At 64.8% G+C, this 23,692-nt stretch carries 16 protein-coding genes; 13 read left to right on the forward strand and 3 right to left on the reverse strand.

The features are described from left to right. The first annotated feature begins 152 nt into the window (after positions 1–152). A complete protein-coding gene (locus tag FFS30_RS02215) occupies positions 153–872 on the forward strand; it encodes a phosphoadenylyl-sulfate reductase (protein WP_137911476.1) in 720 nt (239 codons plus the stop codon). Positions 873–971: 99 nt separating this feature from the next. On the opposite strand, the gene FFS30_RS02220 is transcribed toward FFS30_RS02215, so the two are convergent. Further along, positions 972–2,417 (reverse strand): glycoside hydrolase family 30 beta sandwich domain-containing protein, encoded by a 1,446-nt coding sequence (locus FFS30_RS02220; protein ID WP_249352124.1) that lies wholly within the window; start codon positions 2,415–2,417, stop codon positions 972–974. A gap of 297 nt (positions 2,418–2,714) precedes the next feature. Here FFS30_RS02220 and FFS30_RS02225 point away from each other — a divergent pair, with 297 nt between their 5' ends. From FFS30_RS02225 to cfa, 6 genes are all read left to right on the forward strand, one after another. After that, positions 2,715–5,729: a TonB-dependent receptor gene (locus FFS30_RS02225; protein WP_137911477.1), complete on the forward strand. Its 3,015-nt coding sequence runs from the start codon at positions 2,715–2,717 to the stop codon at positions 5,727–5,729. A gap of 270 nt (positions 5,730–5,999) precedes the next feature. After that, the gene (locus FFS30_RS02230) at positions 6,000–7,856 is read left to right on the forward strand and encodes a glycoside hydrolase family 3 protein (RefSeq protein ID WP_249352126.1); all 1,857 of its coding nucleotides are present in this window, start codon (positions 6,000–6,002) and stop codon (positions 7,854–7,856) included. Between the two features lie 16 nt (positions 7,857–7,872). After that, positions 7,873–8,889 (forward strand): LacI family DNA-binding transcriptional regulator, encoded by a 1,017-nt coding sequence (locus FFS30_RS02235; protein ID WP_137911478.1) that lies wholly within the window; start codon positions 7,873–7,875, stop codon positions 8,887–8,889. A 21-nt stretch (positions 8,890–8,910) separates the two neighbouring features. Beyond that, the gene (locus tag FFS30_RS02240; protein WP_137911479.1) at positions 8,911–10,329 is read left to right on the forward strand and encodes a glycoside hydrolase family 30 protein; all 1,419 of its coding nucleotides are present in this window, start codon (positions 8,911–8,913) and stop codon (positions 10,327–10,329) included. 90 nt (positions 10,330–10,419) lie between these two features. Next, a complete protein-coding gene (crcB, locus tag FFS30_RS02245; RefSeq protein WP_137911480.1) occupies positions 10,420–10,806 on the forward strand; it encodes a fluoride efflux transporter CrcB in 387 nt (128 codons plus the stop codon). A gap of 360 nt (positions 10,807–11,166) precedes the next feature. Continuing rightward, on the forward strand, positions 11,167–12,285 hold the full coding sequence (cfa, locus tag FFS30_RS02250; RefSeq protein WP_137911481.1) for a cyclopropane fatty acyl phospholipid synthase: 1,119 nt from the start codon (positions 11,167–11,169) through the stop codon (positions 12,283–12,285). Between the two features lie 55 nt (positions 12,286–12,340). Here the strand turns inward: cfa and FFS30_RS02255 are convergent, their stop codons facing one another. Continuing rightward, entirely contained in the window at positions 12,341–12,568 is a 228-nt protein-coding gene (locus FFS30_RS02255; protein ID WP_137911482.1) for a hypothetical protein, read from the reverse strand. Beyond that, on the reverse strand, positions 12,565–13,956 hold the full coding sequence (locus FFS30_RS02260; protein ID WP_137911483.1) for a putative sulfate exporter family transporter: 1,392 nt from the start codon (positions 13,954–13,956) through the stop codon (positions 12,565–12,567). The genes FFS30_RS02255 and FFS30_RS02260 overlap by 4 nt, the downstream gene beginning before the upstream one ends. A gap of 177 nt (positions 13,957–14,133) precedes the next feature. On the opposite strand from FFS30_RS02260, the gene FFS30_RS02265 reads away from it, so the two are divergent. The 6 genes from FFS30_RS02265 (at position 14,134) to FFS30_RS02290 (ending at position 23,666) form a co-directional block, all read left to right on the forward strand. Next, positions 14,134–14,631, forward strand: coding sequence for a MarR family transcriptional regulator (locus FFS30_RS02265; protein WP_137911484.1), 498 nt, complete (start codon positions 14,134–14,136; stop codon positions 14,629–14,631). 4 nt (positions 14,632–14,635) lie between these two features. Beyond that, a complete protein-coding gene (locus FFS30_RS02270; RefSeq protein WP_137911485.1) occupies positions 14,636–16,747 on the forward strand; it encodes an FUSC family protein in 2,112 nt (703 codons plus the stop codon). After that, complete coding sequence (locus FFS30_RS02275; protein ID WP_137911486.1) at positions 16,737–16,937, forward strand: DUF1656 domain-containing protein; 201 nt, start codon at positions 16,737–16,739, stop codon at positions 16,935–16,937. The genes FFS30_RS02270 and FFS30_RS02275 overlap by 11 nt, the downstream gene beginning before the upstream one ends. Before the next feature lie 10 nt (positions 16,938–16,947). Next, the gene (locus tag FFS30_RS02280; protein ID WP_137911487.1) at positions 16,948–17,949 is read left to right on the forward strand and encodes an HlyD family secretion protein; all 1,002 of its coding nucleotides are present in this window, start codon (positions 16,948–16,950) and stop codon (positions 17,947–17,949) included. A 100-nt stretch (positions 17,950–18,049) separates the two neighbouring features. Further along, on the forward strand, positions 18,050–20,290 hold the full coding sequence (gene parC / locus FFS30_RS02285) for a DNA topoisomerase IV subunit A (protein WP_137911488.1): 2,241 nt from the start codon (positions 18,050–18,052) through the stop codon (positions 20,288–20,290). 940 nt (positions 20,291–21,230) lie between these two features. Continuing rightward, entirely contained in the window at positions 21,231–23,666 is a 2,436-nt protein-coding gene (locus FFS30_RS02290; RefSeq protein WP_137911489.1) for a penicillin acylase family protein, read from the forward strand. The last annotated feature ends 26 nt before the right edge of the window (positions 23,667–23,692 follow it).

Here is a 23,692-nt window from a genome sequence, read left to right on the forward strand (position 1 = left end):
CCCGTTCAATCCATGCCTGCGCCGTCGCTCACGACGCTTCGACTCGGCAAAGCGCACTCCCCGGCCGTAGTGCCGCGGCGCCGCGCCGGACCAAGCCGCGTCCGCAGAATCCAAGCAACAACACCAATAAACACAGCGCCGGAGAGCGCGTCATGCACCTTCCCGATATCCAAAGCGTCGCCAAAGACCAGACCGGACTGGCCGAACTCAACGCCTGGCTCGAAAGCTGCAACGCACACCAGCGGGTAAGCTGGGCGCTGGAAAACCTGCCCGGCGAGCATGTGCTTTCGTCGAGCTTCGGCGCACAGTCCGCGGTGTTATTGCATCTGATCACGCGCGAACGCGCCGACATTCCGGTCGTGCTGATCGACACCGGCTATCTGTTCCCGGAAACCTATCGCTTCGCCGACCAGCTCACCGAGAAACTGTCGCTCAACCTCAAGGTGTACCGGCCGAAGCTCGGCATCGCCTGGATGGAAGCGCGCCACGGCAAGCTCTGGGAGAACGGCGTCAACGGCATCTCCGAGTACAACGCGCTGCGCAAGGTCGAACCGATGCGCCGCGCGCTCAGCGAACTCGGCGCGAAGACCTGGATCGCCGGGCTGCGGCGCGCGCAGTCGACGACGCGGCGCAACTCGAACGTGCTCGAAGTGCGCGACGGCCGCTGGAAACTGCATCCGCTGATCGACTGGAGCGATCGCGACATCTGGCAGTACATGCAGCAGAACGCTCTGCCCTATCACCCGCTCTGGGAACAGGGTTACGTCTCGATCGGCGACGTGCACACCACGCAAGCGCTCGGCGACGGCATGCGCGAGGAAGACACGCGCTTCTTCGGGCTAAAGCGCGAGTGCGGGCTGCACTTCGACTGATCTTCCTAGGCATCCACAATCCAACGCGATCTGCGCCGCGGCACGGAGCGGAATGCGCCGCAGTGAGCTTTGCGCACAGTCAATAAAGCACTGCTTGCGCTATTGCCGCCAGACAAACGTCGCGACACTGTACGCCGGCATTTCATAAACGAATGATCGAGCGTCGGCACGCACGGCAATGTGCTGCGCGGAGGCCGATGAGTTTGCCGCGATCATGACGAGCGAACCGTCGTCCGCGTTACGGAACACGACGTTGTCGACCTCGTTGCCTGTCTCACTCGACTCGACGCGCTGCGCGCCGCGCCGCACGAAGCGGCTCGCGTGGGCGAGTGCGACGTAGTCGACCGTGCGCACGTAGGTGCCGGTCTTCGAGTCGATGGTGACGAGTCCACGGCAGTCGCTGCAGCCGCCCGCATGCGGACCGTGGTTTTCGTCGAGCGCCAGATTCCACAACAGCACGCCGCGCGACCATCCGCGCGTCGAACCGATGACGAGCCGGCGCACGATCGTCAGCAGCGCATCGTCCTTCATCGGCTTCCACTCGCCGCCCGAGCATTCGGTCAGATACTCATCTTTGTCCGGGTGCGCGTCGTGCACGGCGGTCTGCGCGCGCACCGCACCCGCGTAGCAATGCCAGGCGACGCCCGCGACATAGCGGCGCGCAACCGGATCAGCGAGCACGGCCAGCGGCTCCTCGGGCCGGTCCCAGTTGTGGTCCCAATCGAAAATCTTCGTCGCCGGCGCGCGCCGCGCGAGCAGCGGACCGAGATGTTCGCCGATCAGTTTCGCGCGCGCGGACGCATCGAGCTTCATGCCGGGATAGTCGTCCGGCGCAAAGCCCGGTTCGTTCTGCACGGTCAGCGCGAAGATCGGCACGCCTTCCGCCGCGTAGGCCTCGACGTAGCGCAGCAGATATTCGGCAAACGGCGCATAGGCATCGGCGCGCAGGGTTCCGCCGATCATGCTGCCGGTGGTTTTCATCCAGCCCGGCGCACTCCAAGGCGAAGCCATCACCTGCAGCTTTGGATTGACCGCCAGCGCCGCGCGCACGACCGGCAGCACGTCTTGCCGGTTCGGCTCGATGGAAAAATGCGCGAGCTGCGGATCGCGCTGACCCGGCGGCATGTCGTCGAAGCTGTAGTGATAGCGCGAAAAATCCGACGCGCCAATCGTCAGGCGGGTGAAGCTCAATCCGATGCCGTCGCCTGCGCGACCGAACAGATCCTGCAACAGGGCTTCGCGCTGTACGCGGCTCATGCGCTGCTCGATCAGCCAAGCCGAGGCATCGGTGATCGCCGCGCCGAAACCGACGATGTCCTGATAGCGCCGCGTCACGTCGATCTCGATATTCGCATCAACGCTCTTCTTGGCGGCGAAGGCAAGATCGCTTTCGCGCGTGAGCTGTTTGCTTGCGTCGGCGGTGCTGAGCCAGACCTGCACCGCTTTCGCAGGTGCACTTGCTGACCGCGCCGCCTTGTCGGAAACGCTTGCACAGCCGGCCAGCGCAAAAGTCGAAAGGGCAAGCAGGCAGCGCATGAATTTCATCGATCGATCTCGGATTGTGGAAGCGTTCCCATTCGTGCCGCCGAAATATAGCAAAAGTTCCACTCGTGCCGACTGCAGGCGCGAGCCCGAATGATCGGCCCTGAACACGATGAGTATGGGCGATTTGTTGCGCCGCACAGTGACGCAAGGAATTTACTCGGGCATATTTCGCGGCGAAATTGGTAACGTTTCCAATTTCATGCCGTTGCGGCATGGGAGAACGCAAGGGGTTGCGCCGCCGCGCAAAGCGGAGGGCAACGTGGGACTAGACACAACAAGAACTAGAGGGTGATTACGATGAATCATTCCAACACGTGCCGCGCCGCGTTGGCGCGCGCTGGCATTTTGCGTAGACATCCGCTCGCTTTGGCCTGCGCCACGGTGCTGATGTCGACGACGATTCATGCTGCGGACGGCGCGCCCGCGCTCGATCCTCAGACGGCACCAACGCAAGCGACGGCGAATGCAGCGGAGAAGAAGACCGGAACCGACGCCGATTCGACTCTCGGCACGATCACGGTGACCGGCATCAAAGCTAGTCTGCAGACTGCGATGAAGATCAAGCAGAACTCCGATGCTATCGTTGAAGCAATTTCGGCCGAAGACATCGGCAAGCTGCCCGACGTGAGCATCGCCGAGAGCCTGGCACGCCTGCCCGGCGTGACCACGCAACGTCTCGACGGGCATGCAAATCTGATCTCGATTCGTGGCCTCGCGCCCGACTTTGTCGGCACCACCCTCAACGGCCGCGAACAGGCCACAGTCGGCGAAAACCGAGGCGTCGAATTCGATCAATATCCTTCCGAACTGATCAGCGGCGCCGTCGTATACAAGACGCCGGAAGCCAGCTTGATCGGCCAGGGCCTTTCCGGAACGGTCGATCTGCATACGCTGCGTCCGCTGGATTTCAAGGATCGCAAGTTCGCATTCAATCTCCGCGGCGAGCACAACACCAACGGCGATTTGAATCCGGGCGCCGATGTCGGCAACAACGGACATCGCATCAGCGCCTCGTACATCGACCAGTTTTTCGACCATACCGTCGGCTTGGCGATCGGTTTTGCTCAGTTGGATTCGCCGATTCAGTCGAAGAACTACAAGGCGTGGTGGTTCGCCGCGCCCAACGGCGACTATCCCGGCAGTCTTGCCCATTGGGGCGCGGATCCGACTAAGGGCGTTCCGGACAATGTTCTTGTGCAGCAAGGCATGGAGTTGCGCGCCAAGTCGGAAAGTCAGCTGCGCAACGGCATCATGGGTGTGCTCGAATGGGCGCCGAGCGACAGCTACCACGGCATGCTCGATATCTACTACTCGAAATTCAAACAGGAGGCGCATACCAACGGTCTGCAGTGGTCGAGCAGCGCCTGGGACGGTATCGAATTCTCCAACATCAAGACCGGACCGGGCATCACTCCTTATCTAGGCAACTCGCTCGTCACCAGCGGCACGATGAATGGCCTCGCCCCGATCGACCAGAACGAGTACAACAAAGAGCGCGACTATCTGTTCTCGGTCGGCTGGAACAATCGTTTCCAATTTGCCGACCAATGGTCGGCGATGGTGGATCTTTCGTACTCGCGCGCGACCAACAAAATTCAGGACGCCTATCTCTTCTCCGGTGTGGCCAGCGGCCTGACCAGCGCACAGTTCAACATATTGAACGGGCCGGGCTTTCCGACTTTCACCCTTCCCGTCGACTTGACCAACCCGGCGAACTTCCGCCTGGTCGACGCCGCCGGATACAGCCGCGGCAGTTCGGGCGGATACACCTATGACGGCCGCGAAGAATTCGACAAGCAGAAGGATACGATCAAGGCGTTCCGAGCCGAGGTATCGCATCCGCTCGGCTGGATATTCTCGAGCATGGATCTGGGAGTCAATTACTCCGAGCGCCGCAAGGACAAACAGGCCGACGTCTATTACGCCTATTTGATGGGCAACGGCTGCAGCACGGCATACAGTAGTTCCGCACCCGACTTCAACGCATCGTGCAAGAACCTTCCGTATGTCCCGACCTTTGCCGTCCCCCTGGGCTCCGGCCTCGCCCGCGGAATAACCAACCTGAGCTTCGGCGGTATTCCGGGCATTCTCAACTACGATGTTCTGGGCGCCCTCGCCAGCCAGTACTACATTCTTCCGGTCAACGGCACCAACGACTTGAACCGCAACTATTCGGTTACGGAAAAAGTCCCGGTCGCCTACGCCAAGTTCAACATCAGTACCGAACTCGCGGGCATTCCGATACGCGGCAATGTCGGCGTGCAGTTCGTGCATACCGACCAATCGTCGTCGGCGCTTCAGATCAATGATCACGCGGTGGTCGGCACGATTTCAGGCTCGACGACCTACAACAACGTGTTGCCCAGTCTCAACCTCGCTGCCGACCTGGACGAAGGGCAGGTGCTGCGCTTCGCACTCGCCAAAGAAATGGCCCGCGGCCGCATCGACGACGAAAAGATCGCCAGCTCCGCGTATGTTGCGCCGGTGGGATCCGGCCCTTGCCCCGTCGCGATCAAGCCGGGCGAACCCTGCAACGTCTGGTCGGGCAGCGGCGGCAATATTTTCCTCAAGCCCTATGTCGCCGTAGGTACCGATCTGTCGTACGAGAAGTATTTCGGCGAGATAAGCTATTTCGCGGTCGGCGTATTCAACAAGAATCTGCTGAACTACATCTACCAGTCCGTCGATCCGAATTACGACTTCTCGAAGTACACCAACACCAGCAGCCTTACTCCGGTCTCGCAGTTCGGCACCTACACTACTTCGCGCAACGGCACCGGCGGAATGATGCAGGGTGTCGAGATCAGCGCGCAGCTCGAAGGCCAGTTGATTCATCCCGTCCTCGACGGATTTGGCATCAAAGCCGGCTTCGCCTACGTCAAAAGCAAACTTCCAACTACATCTTTCAGCAAGGTGTCCAATGCAGGCGGTTTCGATCCGCCGACGACACTGCCCGGCTTGTCGACGAAGAGCAGCGACGTCGGAGTTTTCTACGAGAAGAACGGCTGGTCGTTCCGGCTCGATCAAAACTATCGCTCGGATTACACCGGAGAGATCACCGCCGCGTTCGGTCAGCTCGGCTACACCAAAATCCGCGCGCATACGCAAACCGACTTCCAGGCGGGCTACGAATTCACGTCGGGTCCGGCCAATGGACTTTCCCTGCTATTGCAGGTGGTCAACTTGACCAACGCGCCGAGCTTGGTGGACTTGAAGGTTCAGAACAACCCGGACAACATCACCATGTTCGAACCTCAGCGCTACAACGTCACCGGCCGCACGATTCTGTTCGGCCTCAACTACAAGCTGTAGCGGAAAGCGGCACCGCCACCTGCGGTGCCGCTTTGCGTCTGCCCCGGTATATTTCCAAGGCACGGATGCGAAATCACGCGGATGAGACAATCTCGAACCAACAAGAAGATAAGCCGCGTGGTCGCGATAGCGCGAAATCCTCTCTGCTACGCTGCCGCAGCCCTAGCGCTGGCAGGTTGCCCGACGCAGACGACTAAACACGCTTCCACCACTTCGGCACCGGCAAACGCAGAGATTCGCGACGACGCCGGCCTCGCCGAATGGCCGCAAGTGACGAGTCCGATCAAGCCCGATGCGGCGGTGGAAGCGCGCATCCGCAAGATCGTCGCCGGCATGACGATCGAGCAGAAGATCGGCCAGATGACCCAGGCCGATATCCGCAAAATCACGCCCGACGAAGTGCGCCGGTTCTATATCGGCAGCGTGCTCAACGGCGGCAATACGCAGCCGGAAAACATCCGCGGCGCGAGCTTCGCGCAATGGCGCGAGGCGACGGCGCGCTATCACGCTGCCGCGCTTGCGACCGATATGCCGGTCAAGATTCCGCTCATCTGGGGCACCGACGCGGTGCACGGCCACGGCATCGTCGCCGGTGCGACGGTCTTTCCGCACAACATGGGCCTCGGTGCGACGCACGATGCCGCGCTCGTGCGCGAGATCGCCGCGGCGACCGCGCGCCAGGTGCGCGCGACCGGCATCGATTGGGTATTCGCACCGACGCTGGCCGTCGTGCAGAACTATCGCTGGGGACGCAGCTACGAAAGTTTTTCGTCGGACCCCGCCGTCGTGCGCGAACTCGGCGCGGCTTACGTGCGCGGATTGCAGGGCACGCTCGGTAGCGACTCCAGCGCGCTCGCCACGGCCAAGCATTTCATCGGTGACGGCGGCACCGATCGCGGCAAGGATCGCGGCATCAATCTGTCCAACCAAGCCGACATGATCGCGGTGCATGCGCAAGGCTACTTCGGTGCGCTCGCCGCCGGCGCGCAGACGGTGATGGCTTCGTACAACAGTTGGAACGATGCCGCGGGCGGACACGACTACGGCAAGATGCACGGCGCCCAGCACCTGCTGACCGACGTGCTCAAGCAGCGCATGGGCTTCGACGGCTTCGTCGTTTCCGACTGGAACGGCATCGCCGAAGTGAGCGGCTGCGAGCGCGACCATTGCGCGCAGGCAATCAACGCCGGCGTCGACATGGTCATGGTGCCGGAGAAGTGGGAGAAATTCATCAAGAAAACGGCGCGCCAGGTACGCATGGGCGATATTCCGTTGGCGCGCATCGACGATGCGGTGACGCGCATTCTGCGCGTGAAGATGCGCGCGGGTCTGTTCGAGCGCAAGCCCGGCGCAAGCGTCGGCAGCGAGCGCGATCTGCAGGCACGCGATCTCGCGCGGCGCGCGGTGCGCGAGTCGATCGTGCTGCTGAAGAACAACGACGACGTGCTGCCGCTGCGCCGCGGCGCGAAGATCCTCGTCGTCGGCAAGAGCGCCGACTCCCTGCGCAACCAGTCCGGCGGCTGGACGCTGAACTGGCAGGGCATGAAGAACCGCAACGCGGACTTTCCGGTCGGCGACACGATCCTTGCCGGCATCCGCGAGGCGGCAGGCGCAAAGAATGTCGTATTCGACGAGACCGGCGCGGCGTCGAACGTCGGCGCGTTCGACGCAGTCATTGCCGTGATCGGTGAAACGCCCTACGCCGAGATGAAGGGCGACATCCTGCCGCCGGACAATATCGCCGAGAGCCGGCGCTTTCCCGAAGACCTGGAGGTGCTGCGCCGCGTGGCCGGCCACGGCAAGCCGGTCGTCAGCGTGCTCGTGTCGGGACGGCCGCTGTACGCGAACGACCTGATCGATCTGTCCGCCGCATTCGTCGCCGCGTGGCTGCCCGGCACCGAAGGCAAAGGCGTCGCCGACGTGCTGTTTCGCGATGCGCGCGGCGCGGTCGCCTACGATTTCACCGGCACGCTGGCGTTCAAGTGGCCGCGATCGCCATGCCAGTCTTCGTTCGCCGCGGGCGACGGCGAGCCGTTGTTTGCTCTCGGCTACGGATTGAAGTATACAAACCCGCAACATCTCGGACCGCTGGCCGCGCCATCGGCGTCGAGCAGCTGCTCCCAGTAACGGACGCAAGGACGACGTGGCCACGATCAACGACGTCGCACGCCTTGCCGGAGTCGGACTCGGCACGGCATCGCGCGTAATCAGCGGCAAGGGTTCGGTCTCGGCGAAGACCGCCGAGCGCGTGCGCGCGGCGATCGAAGAACTCAAATACCGTCCCTCGCACGCGGCGCGCACGTTGCCGACCGGTGCCTCGCACATGATCGGCGTCTACATCCCGATGCTGAAGGGATCGTTCTATACACCGATCCTCAACATCATCCACACCGAGCTGCGCGCGAACGGACAGAACATGGTCGTCGCCTTCGGCAGCGGCAACGGCGACGCGCGCAAGCAGGCGACCGAAGGGCTCGAATTCCTTATCGAGCGCGGCTGCGACGGCTTCGTCCTGGTCAGCGATGCGCTCGACGAGGACGACGTCGCCGCGATCGACGCGCAGGCGTCGCGCCTGGTGCTGCTCAATCACTCGCTCAAGGCGATCCATCATCAGTGCTTCTCCGCCGACCATCGCAAAGGCGGCCAGCTCGCCGCGCAGGCCTTGCTTGAAATGCGCCACCGGCGCATCGCGGTGATCGCCGGCTTCGCCAACTCGCGCGACAACGTGGCGCGCATCGACGGCTTCATGGACGAACTCGCCGCCGCCGGTATCGAAGCCGGCACGGTGCCGGTGATCTACAGCGACTTCTCGCCCGAAGGCGGCTGGAATTCGGCCGCCGCGCTGATCGCGGCGAAGCACAAGTTCACCGCGCTGTTCTGCGCCAACGACGAAATGGGCATCGGCGCGCTGTCGTACTTCCAGCAGGCCGGCATCGCCGTGCCGGAAAAAATCTCGGTGCTCGGCTACGACGACACCGCCACCGCGGAGTACTCCGCGCCGCGCCTGACCTCGGTGCATATCCCGTGGTACGACGTGGCGCTCAACGGCGTGCGCTGGCTGCTCAATCAGTGCTACGACACGAACAAGCCGGTGCGGCGCAAATTCGCGGCCAGCGTGACTTGGCGAGCGTCGGTCGCGCGGCTGGCCAACGGCAAGTGATACAGAACGGACAATCGACTCATGCAGACACGTAGAGAATTTCTTCGCTTCGGCGCCGCGGGCGCACTCGGCCTCGCCCTGCCGCGCGCGTTCGCCAAAGGCGCCGCGGCGGGCAACTGGTCCCTGGTCGAAACCTCACGCGACGGCGCGCGGCTCACGTCGCGCACGCCCGCCGGCGCCGCGGCGGCGAACGCGCCGACGCTGAGCTGCGATCCGTCGCGGCGTCACCAGAAGATCACCGGCTTCGGCGGCGCGCTGACAGAATCGTCCGCCTACGTGCTCAAACAGTTGCCCGAAGCGGCGCGCCTTGAAGTATTTCGGCGCTACTACGATCCGCACGAAGGCATCGGCTACACGATGGCGCGCACGCACATCGGCTCGTGCGACTTCTCGCTGTCGACTTGGTCGCTCGCCGAATCGCCGGGCGACTACGAGCTGCTCGACTTCAGCCTCAAGCCGATGCGCCGCTGGCTGATGCCGCTGCTGCACGACGCGCACAAAATCGCCGGCACCGAGCGCTTCCGACTCGTCGCCTCGCCGTGGAGCCCGCCCGGCTGGATGAAGAGCAATAACCAGATGGACCGCGGCGGCACCTTGCGCGAAGAGTACGCGGCGACCTGGGCCAACCACTACGTCAAGTTCGTCAGGGCGATGCGCGACGAGGAAAAGATTCCGGTCTGGGGCCTGACCGTGCAGAACGAACCCGAAGCCAACCAGAGCTGGGAATCGTGCCTGTACACGCCCGAGCAGGAACGCGACTTCGTGCGCCGGCATCTCGGCCCGACGCTCGCGCGCGAAAATCTCGGCGGCCTCAAGCTGTACGGCTTCGACCACAATCGCGACACGCTGGAAAGGCGCGCCGACGCGATGCTCGGCGATGCGGAAACGGCCAAGTACATGAGCGGCATGGCCGTGCACTGGTACGTCAGCGACGACTACGGCGCCGAAGCGCGCGTGCTGAAAAAGTATCCCGACAAGGAAGTGCTGTTCACCGAAGGCTGCGTCGAGGGCGGCGCCAAGCCCGGCGACTGGGCGGTCGGCGAGCGCTATGCGCGCAATCTGTTCGGCGATCTCAACGCCGGAGTCAGCGGCTGGATCGACTGGAACATCGCACTCGACCTGCGCGGCGGCCCGAATCACGTCGGCAACTTCTGCGATGCGCCCGTGCTCGTCGACACCAAGGGCGGCAAGGTGCTCTATCAGCCGTCGTTCTATGCGATCGCGCATTTCTCGCGCTATGTGAAGCCGGGCGCCTACCGCATCGAAGCGGGCGGCGGCCCGCAGGGCTTGCAGTCGAGCGCCTACGTCAATCCCGACTCCAGCGTCGCGGTCGTCGCCTTCAATCCGGGCGACGCGGCCATCGACTTCAACCTCGATATCGCCGGGCAGCGGCGCGGCTGCCGCATTCCGGCGCACGCGATCCAGACCTATCTCGTCTGAGTCCGGCATCGGCCGCTCGACGGCCGGCGCATCGACTTCATCCGCTGCGCGCGCTAACCTGCGCGCGGAGTTTTTCATGCGAGCGTATCGATGGCTTGGCTTTCCCTGCTTTCCGTCCTGATCGGCGGCGCTATCGGCAGCGCGCTGCGCTGGATGGTCGGAGTCACGCTCAATCCGGTGCTGCCGAACCTGCCGCTCGGCACGCTCGCGGTCAACCTGATCGGCGGCTTCGTGATCGGCGCGGCGATCGCCTATTTCGACCATTTCCAGAGCCTGCCGCCGGAATGGCGGCTGTTCGTCATCACCGGCCTTTGCGGCGGCTTCACCACGTTTTCGGCGTTCTCGGGCGAAACGGTCGGGCTGATGCTGCGCCAGGAGTACGGCTGGTCGTTCGCGATCGTCGCCGCGCATGTACTCGGCTCGCTCGCGATGACGCTCGCGGGGCTCGCCGTCGTACGCGCGCTGATCAGAGCTTGAACGAAGCACACTCTTTCGACTAGCGCAACAAAGAGCAGAAAGAGCTCGAAGAAGGATTGAGACACGGAGAACACGGAAGGCACGGAGAAGAGCTTGGATACGTTTTTCTCCGCGTTGCGCGTGTTTCAGGCTTTTCGATCTCTATCGATTTTCCAGAAAAACGTCCTTGCACGCACGAGCGAAAGTCGAAGTCTGGATTCGCGGCTCTTCTTAATGATCTTCGTGGTTCAATCTTCGCGACATCCGCCGCACGATCACGCAAGCGCGCGGCGAGGCAAGTGAAATCTCTTTAATTCCGCATCGCTTGATAGGTTCGCCGCCGCGTCCCATCTTTTCGACGACGCAGACGAGGTTCCGCTCATGGCTCGAAACAGTGCACGCACTCGCATCGAATCCCTGCTCACCGTCGCCGGCTCGCGCATCGACGGCGACGCGCCTACCGATATCCGCGTGCACGACCCGCAGCTCTACGAACGCGTGATCGCACACGGCTCGCTCGGCTTCGGCGAGGCGTACATGGACGGCTGGTGGGACGCGACCGACCTCGACGGTTTTCTCTACCGCCTGCTCAACGCGCATATCGACGAGCGTGTCGGCGGCATCGACGACGCGGCTTTGTTCCTGCGCGCCAAGCTGGTCAACATGCAGCGCGGGCGGCGCGCGTACAAGGTCGGCGAACAGCATTACGACCTCGGCAACGATCTATTCCACGCGATGCTGGGCAAGCGCCTCGTCTACAGTTGCGGTTACTGGAAACAGGCGACCGATCTCGACACCGCGCAGGAAGCCAAACTCGATCTGGTCTGCCGCAAGCTCGGCCTGAAACCCGGCATGCGCGTACTCGACATCGGCTGCGGTTGGGGCGAAGCGCTCAAGTACGCCGCGCAGAAATTCGGCGTCAGCGGCGTCGGCATCACCGTCTCCGAGGAACAGGCGCAGTTCGCGCGCGAACTGTGCGCCGGCCTGCCGATCGAGATCCGCGTGCAGGACTACCGCGAGGTGAACGAGAAATTCGACCGCGTCTGGTCGATCGGCATGTTCGAGCATGTCGGCGTGAAGAACTATCGCGCGTACTTCGAGACCGTGCGCCGCTGCCTGCCCGATGACGGCCTGACCCTGCTGCACACGATCGGCGGCAACGAGTCGACCAACCACACCGACCCGTGGATCGCTAAGTATATTTTTCCCAATTCGATGATCCCGTCCACGGCGCAAATCGCCAAGGCCAGCGAAGGCGACTTCGTCATCGAAGACTGGCACAACTTCGGCCCCGACTACGACCGCACCTTGATGGCCTGGCGTGCGAACTTCGATGCCGCGTGGTCCTCGTTCGCGGAGAAGTACGGCGAACGCTTCCGCCGCATGTGGCATTTCTACCTCGCCGCGTCGGCGGCGAACTTTCGCGCGCGCCGGCTGCAGCTTTGGCAGTTCGTCCTGTCGCCACACGGCGTGCCGGGCGGCTACGCCGCGGTGCGCTGATACGCGCCGCACGCGCTTTATTGGCGTTCACGCCACGCGGGGAAATCGCCGCGTTCTATTTCGGCGCGAATTCCGCGCAAGCGCTCGTCGCGCGCAGCAGGCGCAGATGCTTCGTGCACAGGCCGTCGCCATCGCGCACCGAGGCGTAGCCGGAGCTGAGCGAACTCAGCCCGGGAAACTGGCTTTCGATCGTCGCCGCGCCCGAGTCGAAGAACGCACAGCGCGCGCAAGCCGCGTGCGGCTGCAGCGCGGGTTCGAGGCGCAGCAGCGACAGTAAGGTCACGGCTGGCCCAACTGTTGCCAGAAGCCGGCGAACACCTGGGTCGAGAGTATGTAGCCGAGCACGAGATTGACCACGACGCCCGCGCTGAACGCGTAGAACGGTTTCGCCCCGGCCGCGGAGAGGTCGCGCAGCCGCGTGGTCAGCGCGATGCTGAGGAAGCAGAAGGTGAAGGCCCAGGTGCGCAGGCCCTGCAGCGGCGCGACCACTTCGGGCACCAGGGTTTTCTTGTACGCGGCATAGTCGAGCCCGTGCGCGACCAGGGTCACGATGATCGACGCGGCGAAGAAGCCGAGCACGAATTTCGGAAAGCGCCGCCAGATTTCGCCCGAATCGGTGCGCGTGGCGATGCCGGTCGATTCCCAGCGCGACGCGGCGACGATCGACAGGACCAGCGCCCAGACGCCGATCCACAAATCGCGCCCAACCACTTTCATCAGGGTGAACGCCTGCACCGCCGCATCGCCCGTGCCGGCGATGCCCGGTTGGCCGGCGAACCCGGCGTACGTCTGCGCCGCGGCGAAGCCGGCCGCGTCGGCGAATTCGGACGTGCCGATCCACGCGCCGGCGACGCCGGTCGGTAATCCGAGTGCCTTGGCCAACAGCGGCAGCACGAAGATCATCACGATCGCCCAGAGGAACACGATCGTGATCGTCACCGAAACCTGTTCTTTCTTCGCTCCGACCGCGCCGCCGATGGCGATCGCCGCAGAGACGCCGCATACCGCGCCGCCCGTGCCGAGCACGGCGGCCAGGCGGCGGTCTAGGCCGAGCCGCTTGGCGACGAAGAAGATCGTGCCGAACGTCGCCAGCGAAATGATCGCCGCCTGTACGATCGCGACCGGGCCGGCCCAGACGATCAGGGCGAGCGGCACGCCGGCGCCGAGCAGGACAATGCCGGTCTTGATATAGAACTCGACGCGCAGGGCGCTCTTGAACCAGTCCGGCAGCTCGAACAGGTTCGACACGATCAGGCCGACGACGAGGGCGACGAGCGGCGGTTCGAGGCTGTAGTACGCCGCGCGCTCCCACAAGCCGACGAAATAAATGAGTGTCGCCACGACGAACAGCACGGCGAAGCCGGGCAGAAACTGCGCAAGGCGCAGGCCGAGGGCGCGTGCAACCGTGCCGAACAGCACCAGCCAGAGCACGAACAGCGCGAGGTAGCGCGGCAGGTCGCCGCCGAACTGCGCGAGCGCCTGGCCGACGCTGCTCCACTTTTGCGGAGTCACCGCGATCCACTTGATGCTGCCGCCCAGGGCGAACGCGACGACGGCGGCGATCACCAGAGCCAGGCCGATCCAGATCGCCCACCAATCCTCCTTGGCAAAAAACTCGCGCCAGCCCGATGCGGGCAGGGGCGCGGAGACGACAGCGGGATCGGCGGACATGAGGGCGATTCTCGGGGACGGAAACCAGCCGAATGCTACGCAAACCGCGCAGGCCCGCTATTCGCTCTCGTTATATCGACATACCCGACCCGCGAGGCCGCCGCTCCTCAGGTCAAATGATTGACAAATCAATATTACATTTATAAAATATCAACAAGCATAACAATACTGCCAATCATGTCCTATCCTCCGCACTCTTCGGAACCGCGCATCGCCGCGATTTCGCAACGCCATCCCTCCTTCCCGTCGAAGGCGGCGCTGCTGTCGCGTCTGCTCCGCGAGGCCTACCACGGCCTGCGCGACGAGATCGGCGCCGCGCTCGCCGAGTGGAACGTGAACTACGCCGAATACAGCGTGCTCATGATGATGTACGGCAGCGAGCAGCACACCGTACTGCCCTCCCAGCTTGCCGAGGCCAGCGGCGAAAAGGCCGCCAACGTCACGCGCCTGACCAACGGCCTTGTCGCGCGCGGCTGGATCGAGCGCGCCGCCGCGACCGAAGACCGGCGCCAGGTGCTGCTGACCCTGACGGCCAAGGGCCGCGCCGCGGTCAAAGCCTTCCTGCCGGCGGTCAGCGCGGCGCTACAACAGCAGACCGCCGACTTCAGCGCGAAGGAAGCCGAGCAATTCGAACTGCTGTTGCGCAAATTCCTCGCGCGCACCGATCCCCACTGACGCCATGTCTCTCGCCGCCGCCATCAAGAACGTGCCGCGCGAGTTCGTCGCCGACGAACTCGGCACCTGGAAGCACGTCGCGAAATTGCTGATCGCGCTGTATGCGGCGGCATGGCTGGCGATGCTGTTCGAGCTCGAACAGCCGTCCACCTCGATGATCACCGTCACCCTGCTCATGCATCCGCAAAGCGGCATGGTGCTGGCCAAGAGTTTCTATCGCACCATCGGCACGCTCTGCGGCTGCGTCATGGGCGTGCTGCTGATCGCGCTGTTCGGCCAGCAGCCGGAAATTTTCCTCGGCTGCCTCGCCGTATGGATCGGCTTCTGCGCGGCGGGCGCGGTGCTGTACCGCAACTTCATGTCGTACGCCTTCGTCCTCTCCGGCTATACGGCGGCGATCGTGACGATGCCGGTCATCAACGCGCCGACCGCGGTGTTCGATTCCGCGGTCATGCGCCTCAGCGAAGTGATGCTCGGCATCGTCGTCTCGGGCGTCGTTGCTGACACGCTCTGGCCCGACCGCCTGCGCGCGAGCCTGCGCGCCACCGCGCGCAATCAGTTCGACAAGCTCGTCGGCTTTCTGCGCGGCAGCACCCTCGGCGACGTGCCGCGCGCGCAGATGGAAAAGATCAATCTCGATTTCGTGCGCTCGTCGGTCGCGTTCGAGGACTTGCGCGCCTCGGCCATCTTCGAAGACCCCGAGGTGCGCGCGCGCAGCCTCGGCATCCGTACCTTGAACCAGCAGTTCATGGACGCGGCGACCACGTTCCAGTCCCTGCATCATTTCATCAACCGCGTGCTGCGCAGCGGCGACAGCGGCGTCGCCGCCGCGCTGATCTCGCTGTACCAGCCACTCGGCGCCGCGCTCGCGACCTATTCGGGCCCGGCGCAGGACGACATCGGCGAATTGCGCGCGAATCTGCTCGCCTGCCGCGGCGAGATCGACGAACTCGCCGCCGGCCTGCGCGCTCGTTTCGCCGGCGAGGCCGCAGTCGAATTCGACGTCGGCAGCGAACTGATCGGCCGCCTGACCGACGAACTCGCACGCTATGCCGGTACCGAGTCGTCGCTGCGTGAGACGCGCGTCAAGGGCGGCGGCGAGCGCGTGCGGTTCCTTCGCAGCAACGATTACGCCGTCGCCGCGGTCACGTTCCTGCGCACGGCTCTCGCTCTCGGCGCGGTCTCGTTGTTCTGGATCGAAAGCGCTTGGCCGTCGGGCGCCAATGCCCTGCTGATCGCAGTGATTTTCTGCGCGCTCTATGCCGCCGCGCCGACGCCGGTCAAACGCATCGCGCAACTCTGGTACGGCTTCGCCCTTGGCTCCGTGGTCGGCCTGGTCTGCCTGTTCGGGCCGCTGCCGCGCAGCGAAGGCTTTCCGATCCTTATCGCGGCGACTGTCACCCCGCTCCTGTTCGGCGCATGGCTGACCGCGCGTCCCGCGCTCGCCGGCGCCGGCCTCGGCTATTGCGTCGGCCTGCTCAATACGCTCGCGCTGAGCAACGACATGAGTTTCGATCTGGCCGCCTCGCTCAACGCCGCGCTCGCCGCGCTCATCGGCCTCGCCTTCACCGGCCTCGCCTTCGTCGTCGTGCCGAGCCTGACCGGCAGCGCCTGGCAGAGCAAACGCCAGTTGCAGCGCCTGCGCGAACACGTCGCGCTCGCCGCCAATGCGCCGCTGCGCGGCTTGTCCGAGCGCCTCGAAAGCGCACAGCACGATCTGCTGCATCAGGCGGCGCCGTATCTGGCCGTGCAGAGCGACGATTCGACGCGCTTCCTCGCCTGGGCGCTCGCGGTGCAGGAAAGCGCACGCATGCTCGTCGACCTGCGCCTTGAAACGACGGCCGACACTGCGATCGCTCTGCGCCGCGCGATCGACCGCGTGCTGCGCACGGTCGCGCAGTTGTATCGTCGGCCGAATCGCGCCGCGCTCGAGAACACGCAAGCCGCGCTGACCGATGCGATCGACCTCGCCGCGGGCGGCGACGATGCGCGTTCGGCCGCATTGCTGCGCCGCTTGCACGCATTGCGCTGGGCGCTGCGCGACGATCTTTCCGTCTTCGCCACTTATCGCGAAAGCGCGGGTCTAGCCGCGCCGGAGGCCAACCATGCCGCTTGAACTTTCCATCGCCGGCATTTTCGTGCCGGGCATCCTGCCGCTATTCCTGCTCAGCGCCGCGGCGATCTGGGCGCTCGACTGGATCGGCGGCCGTCTCGGCCTTTATCGCCTGGTCTGGAATCCACCCCTGTTCCGCCTCGCCCTGCTGACCTGCCTGTTCGGCGCGGCGGGCTCCCTGTTCCTCTACTGAAGAGCGTGTCATGAACCGCACTGCCCTGCTTCGCTTCCTCATCACCGCCGTCGTCGTGGTCGCCGCTTTCCTCGCCGGCCGCGCGCTGTGGAACCAATCGCAGTACGCGCCGTGGACGCGCGACGGCCGCGTGCGCGCCGACGTGGTGCGCATCGCGCCCGACGTCTCCGGTCTCGTCACCGACGTCGCCGTGCAGGACAACAAGCTCGTGCATCAGGGCGACGTATTGTTCCGCATCGATCGCGCACGTTTCGAACTCGCGCTCGCGCAGGCGCGCGCCAATCTCGACGCCGCGGTCGCCAACGCGCGCGCCGCGGGCGCCGGTGTCAGCTCGGCCCAGGCCGCCGCCGCCGCGCGCAACGCCGAGTACCGCATGCGCGCCGAAGAAGCAGAGCGCCGCCGCCGCATCGGCGACGTGATTTCGCAGGAGATCCGCAGCGACGCCGTCGCCACCGCCGCGTCGGCGCAGGCGACCCTGCATCAGGCGCAGGCCGCGACCGGCCAGGCCAGCGCCGCTCGCGAGCACGCGGATGCGGCGATCGAACAGGCGCGCGTCGCCGTCGACAGAGCGCAACTCGATCTCGATCGCACCGAAGTGCGCGCGCCGGTCGACGGCTACGTCACCAATCTCGAACTGCGCGTCGGCGACTATGCCAGCGCCGGCACCGCGCGCATGGCTCTCGTCGACAGCCACAGCTACTACGTCTACGGTTATTTCGAAGAAACCAAACTGCCGCAGTTGCGCATCGGCGATCCGGTCGACGTGCGCCTGATGGCCGGCAACGTCCTGCTTCCGGGACGCGTGGAAAGCGTCGCGCGCGGGATCACCGATCGCGACAACCCGACAGGCGCCGACCTGCTCGCCAACGTCAACCCGACCTTCAACTGGGTGCGCCTCGCCCAACGCGTGCCGGTGCGCATCGCGGTCGATCCCGAAAAAATGCCGGCCGGCACGGTGTTGTCCGCGGGCATGACCGTCACCGTCATCGTGCGGCCCGCGGCGCGGTCCTGAATCGCCGCTGCGCGCCGGACGCGCGCAGTCTCGCGCGAAGCGCGCATCCGGCCGCCGCTTCGCCTAAAATCGCGCTTCGATTCGCGCAATACGGTATTTCATGAATCTGCAAGCCAACTACGAACAACTGCCGCTCAAGGAATTCGCCGAGCGCTCCTATCTCGACTACTCGATGTACGTGGTCCTCGACCGCGCGCTGCCCTTCGTCGGCGACGGTCTCAAGCCCGTGCAGCGGCGCATCGTCTATGCAATGAGCGAACTCGGCCTCGACGCCGCGGCGAAACCGAAGAAGTCGGCGCGCACCGTCGGCGACGTGATCGGCAAATTCCATCCGCACGGCGATTCTGCGTGCTACGAAGCGATGGTGCTGATGGCGCAGCCATTCTCGTACCGCTATCCGCTGATCGACGGCCAGGGCAACTTCGGTTCGCCCGACGACCCGAAATCGTTCGCGGCGATGCGCTACACGGAATCGAAACTGACGCCGATCGCCGACCTGCTGCTCGACGAAATCGGCCAGGGCACGGTCGACTTCACGCCGAACTTCGACGGCACGCTGAAGGAGCCTTCGTGGCTGCCCTCGCGCGTGCCGCATGTGCTGCTCAACGGCTCGACCGGCATCGCTGTCGGCATGGCCACCGACATCCCGCCGCACAACCTGCGCGAAGTCGTCAATGCCTGCATCCAACTGCTCGACGATCCGGACGCGTCGATCGCCTCGCTGTGCAAGGACATCAAGGGGCCCGACTTCCCGACCACGGCCGAGATCATCACGCCGAAGAGCGAACTCAAGGCGCTCTACACCACCGGCAACGGCTCGGTGCGTGCGCGTGCGCGCTACGCCGTCGAAGACGGCAACGTCGTCGTCAATGCGCTGCCGTACCAGGTTTCCGGCGCGAAGATCATCGCCCAGATCGCCGACCAGATGCGCGCGAAGAAGCTGCCGATGCTCGAAGATCTGCGCGACGAGTCGGACCACGAGAATCCGGTGCGCCTCGTCCTCATTCCGCGCTCGAACCGCATCGACCTCGACGCGATGATGCAGCACCTGTTCGCGACGACGGACCTGGAGAAGAGCTACCGCGTCAACCTCAACATGATCGGCCTCGACGGCAAGCCGCAGGTCAAGGATCTGAAGAGAATCCTCAGCGAGTGGCTGGTGTTCCGCCAGAACACGGTGACGCGGCGCCTGCAGTATCGCCTGGAGAAAGTCGAGCGCCGCCTACACTTGCTCGAAGGCCTGCGCATCGCCTATCTCAACCTCGACGAAGTCATCCGCATCGTACGCACCGAGGACGAGCCGAAGCCGAAGCTGATCGCGCGCTTCAAGCTCAGCGAGGAACAGGCCGACTACATCCTCGAAACCCGGCTGCGCCAACTCGCCCGCCTCGAAGAGATGAAGCTCAACGCCGAACGCGACACGCTCGAAGAAGAGCGCGCGCGCATCTCGGTACTGCTCAAGTCGCCGGCGAAGCTGAAGACCCTGATCAAGGACGAACTGCAGGCCGACGCCGAGAAGTACGGCGACAAGCGCCGCTCGCCGATCGTCGAGCGCGAAGCCGCGCAGGCGCTCGACGAATCCGCGCTCGTCGCGAGCGAACCGATCACCGTGATCCTCTCGACCAAGGGCTGGGTGCGCGCGGCGAAAGGCCACGACATCGACGCCGCCGCGCTGAGCTACCGCGAAGGCGACGCCTTCCATCAGGCGACGAAGGGCAAGACCACGCAACAGGTCGCCTTCATCGACTCGAACGGGCGCAGCTATTCGACGCCGGCGCACACGCTGCCGTCCGCACGCGGCAACGGCGAGCCGCTGACTGGCCGCTTCACTCCAGCCGGCGGCGCACGCTTCGATGCGATCGCGATGGCCGACGCGGCAACCAAGCTCGTACTCGCCTCCGACTTCGGCTACGGCTTCGTCATCAAATTCGACGCCCTGCTCGCGAACAAGAAGGCCGGCAAGCAGATCATCAACATCGACGACGAAGCACGCGTGCTCGCGCCGGCCTACGTCGCCGACCCCGCGCGCGACCGCATCGCCGTAGCGACCAACATGGGCCACTTCCTCATGTTCTCCGTCGCCGAACTGCCCGAACTCGACAACGGCGGCAAGGGCAACAAGCTGATCGAAATCCCCAAGGCCAAACTCGCCGAGGGCGAACGCCTCGCCGGCATCGCCGTGGTCAGCGAAGGTTCCGGCGAAGTCACCGTCTACGCGGGCCAGCGCAAGCTGATCCTCAAGTGGGCCGACCTCGTCGAATACAACGGCAACCGCGCCCAACGCGGCGGCAGCCTGCCGCGCGGGTTTCAGCGCGTGGAGCGCGTGGAGACGACAGGCTGACGCGCGGTTTCGTTCTTTGAGTGTCGCTCCCGCGAATGCGGGAGTTTGGCTTTTTTGCTCGTCATCCCCGCGTGCTTTTGGCGGGGATCCAGCGACTTTGCTTTTGTTTTTGTTGGGTTCAGAGCAAGGGCTTCCACTCGCCCTGCGGGCGAGCGGGTCACTTTCTTGTCTCCAGCGACAAGAAAGTAACCAAAGAAACGCCGCCCCAGAACATTGCGCCCTACGCGCATCCTGCGCTCCGGGTCCGCGTCAGCGGCCGGGTTCCGCTAATTGCACATCCCTGTGCAATAGCGGAATCGGCGCGATCCATCGCGCCGACCCTCACGGGCCTTCTCGTCCGCTGCCGCCGCAATGTAATGGGGACCCGAGAGCCGGAGCAGCGCGCATCGTGCGCGCCCAAGCAACGGCCGTCTTCGTAGGTGGCGGCTTTTGATCTGTCTTTTGATCTCGGGTCCCCGTCAGCCGCGGCGAGGGCATGACGGATAAGCCTGAAAGGTCGCGCGCAGGATGCGCGCGAGTTCACGAATGGACAGGGATGTTCATCGAGCGAACCCCGGCATGACCTCGCGTACCGCCGCAGGCGGCGCGGCTCCCGGGGTGTGTTCTCTTTGGTTACTTTCTTGTCGCTGCTGACAAGAAAGTGACCCGCTCGCCCGTAGGGCGAGTGGAAGCTCTGCTCCTAAAGCACAAAAGAACCAAAGCAAAGTCACTGGATTCCCGCTAGGAGCACGCGGGAATGACAAGCATAGGCAAGAGCTGGATTCCTGCTTGACCAGCCCTTCGGCTGTTGAAAGCCGCAGGAATGACGAGCAAAAGAAACAAAGCCCGGCACGTGAATCGTGCCCGATAAGCGAGATAGCCCGCACGAAAACCCCGATCGAAAGAAACACTGCCTCTAGTCGCCCCCGGCGATAAACAAAAATAACGCTAGAATCGAGTGATGCATACCCTCCTCCGCGTCATCAAACGATTGCTCCTCCTCGTCGTCGTCGTGCTGATCGCCGCGGCGGCCGGGGCCTATTTCCTCGTCCGCGCCAGCCTGCCGCAGCTCGCCGGTACGGCGCCGACGAATCAGCTCAAACATCCGGTGTCGATAGAACGCGACGCCCTCGGTATGGCGACGATCAAGGGCGAGAGCCGCGTCGACGTGTCCTGGGGACTTGGCTACGTGCATGCGCAGGAGCGCTACTTCGCCATGGACCTGATGCGCCGTGTCGCCGCGGGCGAACTCGCCGAACTGGTCGGCGGCAAGGCGCTTCCGCTCGACCGGCAGCGCCGCGCGTTCCGCATGCGCGCGCGCGCCGAGGCGCTGCTCGCCGCGCTGCCGCCCGACCAGCACGCCGACATCGCCGCGTATCGCGACGGCGTCAACGCCGGGCTCGATGCGCTCGCGTCGCGGCCTTGGGAGTACTGGCTGCTCGGCTCGGCGCCGCGGCCGTGGAGCGAGGCCGATTGCATCCTCGTGCTCGATGCGATGTTCTTCGACCTCAATGATTCAGGCAACGCACGCGAGCTCGCCTATTCGCGCCTGAAGGCCGCGCTGCCCGAAAGCGTGTTCCGTTTTCTGCGCACGACCAGCGGACCGTGGGATGCGCCGCTGCTCGGTGCGGCGATGCCGCTGCCGGCGTTGCCGGCCGAAGGCGACATCGATCTGCGCAAGGTCGATGCGAAACTGCTGAAGCTGGCCGATGCCGACGTGCGCGCCATCGTCCCGGCTGCGTTCTCCGCAGCCGTGGAAGAAGAGCCCGAATACCAAGTGCTCGGCAGCAACAATTTCGCCGTCGGCGGCACGCTGACTGCGACTGGCGCGGCGATGGTCGCGAACGACATGCACCTCGGCCTGCGCGTGCCGAATATCTGGTTCCGCACGCGCCTGCAGTATCCGGATCCGCACCGCGCGGGAGAACGGCTCGACCTGATCGGCGTCACCCTGCCCGGTCTTCCGTCGCTCGTCGCCGGCAGCAACCGCCATGTGGCATGGGCGTTCACCAACAGCTACGGCGACTGGCTCGACTGGGTGCGCGTCAATCTCGACCCGGCCGACGACAGCCGCTACCGCACCACGGACGGCTCGCAGCCGATCGCGCGCAACACGGAAATCATCAAGGTGCACAACGCGCCCGACGAAAAGCTCGACGTGCGCGACACGCAGTGGGGACCGATCCTCGCCAAGGATGCCGACGGCACGCCGCTCGCGCTGGCCTGGACCGCGCTGCAGCCCGGCGGAGTCAATCTCGAACTGCTCGATCTCGGCGGCGCCGCGACGGTGGACGAGGCGATGGCCGTCGCCAACCGCGCCGGCATGCCGGCGCAGAATTTCGTCGTCGGCGACGCTGCCGGCGCGGTCGGCTGGACGATCGCCGGGCGCATCCCGCGCCGCGTCGGCGACTGCGATCCGCAGTTGCCGTGCGACTGGAGCCATGGCGGCGGCTGGGACGGCTGGCGCGATGCCGCCGAGTATCCGCATGTGGTCAATCCGCCTTCGGCGCGCATCGCGACGGCGAATTCGCGCACGCTGGACTTCGACGACGCCGCGTATGCACGCGTCGGCGATGGCGGCTTCGATCTCGGCGCGCGCCAACAGCAGATTCGCGACGGCCTCGCGGCGAAGGAGCGCTTCGCCCCGGCCGATTTCCTCGCGGTCCAACTCGACGACCGCGCCCTGTTTCTCGAAACCTGGCACCGGCGTTTGCACGACACGTTGGCCAAGGCGGATGCGGCCGATCTGACCGAGATGAAGAAATACGCCGACGACTGGAACGGCCGCGCCGATCCGCAATCGGTCGGCTATCGCCTCACGCGCGCGTTCCGTCTCGAAGTGATCGACACCGTGCTGAGCGGTTTCGCCGCGGCGGTGCGGACGAAGTATCCGGAGTTCAAGTTTCCGCCGCAGTTGCAGAGCGAGCACCAGGTCGAAGCGATTCTGCAGGGCCGTCCGCCGTACCTGCTGCCGCCCGGCTATGCCGATTGGGACGATCTGCTGCGCCAGTGCGCGCAGCGTGTCGCGGCCAAGCTCGGCGCGCTGCCCGGCGGCCTCGCCGCGCGCAATTGGGGCGAGGTGACGACAACGCATATCGCCCATCCGCTCAGCGCGGCGGTGCCGCTGCTCGACAAGTTGCTCGACATGCCTGCCGAAGCGCTGCCGGGCGACAGCAATATGCCGCGCGTGCAGGGCGCGACGTTCGGCGCGAGCGAGCGTTTCGGCGTGCAGCCGGGGCACGAGGAAAGCGGCTACTTCCATATGCCCGGCGGGCAGAGCGGCAATCCGCTGTCGCCGTTCTACGGCGCCGGCCACGAAGACTGGGCGCAGGGCAAGCCCGCGCCGTTCCTGCCCGGCGAGACAAAGTATACTTTGACACTTTCTCCACAGCATTGACCGGCAGCGGCTCGCCGCATCGAACC

This window comes from Rudaea sp. 3F27F6 (assembly GCF_005503555.1).
Classification (GTDB): domain Bacteria; phylum Pseudomonadota; class Gammaproteobacteria; order Xanthomonadales; family Rhodanobacteraceae; genus Rudaea.